General features: G+C 39.7%; 4 protein-coding genes. All 4 read right to left on the bottom strand.

Going from position 1 to position 3,321, the window contains the following annotated elements; all coding sequences use genetic code 11:
• Positions 1 to 16 precede the first annotated feature (16 nt).
• Positions 17 to 655 (bottom strand): BREX protein BrxB domain-containing protein, encoded by a 639-nt coding sequence (locus tag FFR48_RS26440; protein ID WP_137669406.1) that lies wholly within the window; start codon positions 653 to 655, stop codon positions 17 to 19.
• Positions 645 to 1,481, bottom strand: a complete 837-nt coding sequence (locus FFR48_RS26435; RefSeq protein ID WP_201277686.1) for a BrxA family protein — start codon at positions 1,479 to 1,481, stop codon at positions 645 to 647. The genes FFR48_RS26440 and FFR48_RS26435 overlap by 11 nt, the downstream gene beginning before the upstream one ends.
• 5 nt (positions 1,482 to 1,486) lie before the next feature.
• Complete coding sequence (gene brxE, locus FFR48_RS26430; protein WP_137669405.1) at positions 1,487 to 2,071, bottom strand: BREX-6 system BrxE protein; 585 nt, start codon at positions 2,069 to 2,071, stop codon at positions 1,487 to 1,489.
• A gap of 307 nt (positions 2,072 to 2,378) precedes the next feature.
• Positions 2,379 to 3,095, bottom strand: coding sequence for a hypothetical protein (locus FFR48_RS26425; protein ID WP_137669404.1), 717 nt, complete (start codon positions 3,093 to 3,095; stop codon positions 2,379 to 2,381).
• Positions 3,096 to 3,321: the final 226 nt, after the last annotated feature.

Below are 3,321 nucleotides of genomic sequence, written 5' to 3'. Positions count from 1 at the left end.
CCTGCCCCCTGCTGTATCATGAGTAGATCCGGGGGCGGTAATCTCGGTCTGATGGGAGTTCCCCCATAAAAGACAGGGCGTTTAAATCCCGTCGTTCTCCCGGATAGAGGAGAACTACAGGTAGATTGTTAGTTTTACCGTCAATGTGCTTCAGCAGTGCCGATGAACGAAAAAACGGGTACAGAGAACCAGCACGCCCCAAAAAAATTAAGGTGCGGTCAGATTGATCTGGATGTTCGTTACTGAACTCATTAATGAGTGTAATTACATCCTGAGCAATACCACTAGATCCTTCAATATATAGTGATATTTTATCCTTTAAATGATTAAGTGCGCGGTCTGGGTCTTTTTTATATAAACGCTGCTCGGTACGAATTAAACTATCTAAAATTCTTGGTTCTTCTCGCCGGAGTCGGTCTAACAATAAGCAATGTAGGGAAATTAACAATACATTCCAACCTTGGCTTTTGAGGTCATCTGTTAAGCGGCGAATGCGATCGCGCAGTTTAAATTCGTCACGGGGGTCGTAGTGTAAAATTGCAAAGCGGTAATTCCGCATGGTGCTAATTTTCGGACCTGTGGCATCAAGAAGGTCATTTTTCAGTGAGGCGATCGCATTATCTAATGAAGGATTTTCAAATAAATTACCCGTCATGGTCTGACTCCCATTGCAAACCCAAAAATTCCCTTCCCCAAACTTTTAAATCAGCATACTGCCACCCAAAATCATAAAGTTCCCCCATGCGGTTAAAGGTAATTCCTGGCAAGTTACGTAAACGCTGTTCTAAAAAACTTGCGTTTAAACCAACAGAGTTAAAGTAAGGGTTATTAATTAGAGTACCTGTAAAAGAAAGATGATGTAAAAAATAAAGCCAATAAGCTAAAGCTTCATCAGTGACTTTGGGGTATTTCAGTTGACGCTTACCGGAATTGTCTGAACACAATCCTGCATCAGCACTGGCCGCAATTAAACCAGTTGCCATTCTTAGAGTTGTTGCAGCTGACCATTCACTTTCTAGTTGCTGAGTTACCCAACGCGCTACTATATCTCTATCAATACTGGGGTTTGGCTGCTGGCGACGCTGTTCTAAAAAAACACCAGCAAAATTACGATACATGGGGTCAGTCAGTTGTAAATGCCAATGACAAATATTCTGGCGTGTAGTGGGGTTACTGGGTTGCCAGTGTCTCAAAATCTCTAAGGTGATGGGATAAGCTGCAAAGCGATGGCTAAATTCTACTAACAAACTGCGAACCCTGGCCATGCTTTTACTACCAAACCAACGTTCCTCAAAAGCTACCACTGCCAGCTTTTCCTTTGGTATATCTATTCTGAAGTGTTCCCAATAAGCTCGACTTTCTTCTAAGGCTAGGGATGTCCGCAGCAACCGAGTATGAAATTGATGAGACTCTTCGCCGTACAACATGGATTTAGTCAATTCTTGGTTGACGACTGGAGAGGATGTATTTTTTTTAACCACAGAACTTAGTGCTTTTGCAACCGATAAAATGGCATAGTATAACTATCCGTTAAGGGTAGCAAAGCCGCAGCTAATTTTTTTGCTTGCTCTTCCAAAGCTTCTGGCATTTCTCCCACTATTTCCCGTCCATTGGGGACTACTTTAAAATCTACGGTTCGATTAGGAAGTCGAATTGCATCTTCAAATTCGGCTTTTGAGAAGGGTTTGGTGATATCTAAGGGTAAGTGAGGTAAGGCTTCTAGAGGTTGTTTATGACTGCGTTTGTGAAATGCTAGACGTTCTGTTAACTGTTCATCTACAGTAAAACCCCAGAAAAAAAGCGATCGCATTGCGTCTGATTGAGCCATTTCTTGACGTTTGTGCTTATCTACCTGAATTGCTGCTAAACGCACCGCCTCTAATGATGACCATTGATGTGTCTTGGGGAAAAGCCTTCCAAATAAATCACCGCCACCATATTCATCAATTAAATCAGTGCGCCACCAGTCTAAACGCTTAGGTTCACAAATTCCTTCCCCAGCCCAGGCGACTATGATTTGCAGTGCCAGAACTTGATCTAGTGTATTTTTAGTAACTGTAACAGTAGGCATGGAGTAATTTTTAACTGGATACGTCATCCACAAATTTTATGATATTTGAGCTTCCAACGGTGGCGGTTTACGCTTCTGCAACAAAAGAAAGAAACACCCAAGTTGCTACACCATGCTATGGGAGTGAACAGCTTTTACCTATAAGTAGATAGGTTTTTCATCAAATCAAAAGTTTGCCCAATTCCACAATAGACATTTGCAGACTGACTTTTGTCTTTGTTCTCTCAACCTCTTGCTGACGGAAACCGACAGCTAATTACTGATGACTGATAGTTGAACACTTACTAATTGTACACAGTTATTTCATTTAACAACCATTCAAAAGCAATTTACAATCACGCTGATTAATTGCAATTTTCCCTAACTCCAAAATTACAGCCAGTGGCACATCAACAGATTTAGCTGCCTCAGAAATAGTAACTTTATTAGTGCGTAACAATGCTAAAACCTGCCGCACTTTAGAAACAACAGGATCATTTTTCTGAGTATAACCTCGATTAATAGCAATTTTTAGCCCATTTTCAATATCATCAACTGTAGCAGTGCGATTTTTATCTATTAATAATTTCTGTTGTCCAGGAATTGCATTTGCAATTTGAATACCAACATAATCTGGTTTTCCTCGATGGGGTATGATATCAAAATTGTAAAGTCGCTTTTGTCCTTGAGAATCTACAGTTTGAACGAGCAAATTAGTAATATTAGTAGAGGTAACTTGGGGAAACTTCAAAGTTTTGATAACTCTTAAAAAAATGGTTGTAGCTTTTCCACTGTTTAAATCTGCATCTGTAGTGTAGACCAGTCGTGAAGGATCTGCTAATAAAATGTAAGCAATAGTTTCATCAGTTTGACTAAAACTGATAGGTGTAGCACGTCCAGGAGTGACTTTCACTTGAATTTTATTGTTAACAGCTATATCCCTTTCAATCAAGCGATAAGCAGAAGTTTGTGCTTGAACAACAGGCACTATTGCACCACACAATAATACACTAATGGTAATTATTTTTAAAGCAAATGGTTTCATATTAATTTGAGATTTTGAATTAAAACTTTTGATTTATCTAAAATGTAAGTCTTCAGTCGTTAGCTATCAGGAAAAGGCTATAGATTGACTAAGCAGAAGCAGGGTAAGCTCATCTAATTTGGTATAAAATGAACTTGACAAAAGAAACAAGATAAGCAGCAGCGAGCAGAGAAAAATTTGACTTGACATGGGAGCAAAAGAAGTGAGATGAGGAGATAAGCTCCCC

The organism is Sphaerospermopsis reniformis (genome assembly GCF_005402885.1).
Lineage (GTDB): Bacteria > Cyanobacteriota > Cyanobacteriia > Cyanobacteriales > Nostocaceae > Sphaerospermopsis > Sphaerospermopsis kisseleviana.
The sequence above is the reverse complement of the archived record's forward strand: the minus strand, read 5'-3'. Positions and strand labels throughout refer to the sequence as shown.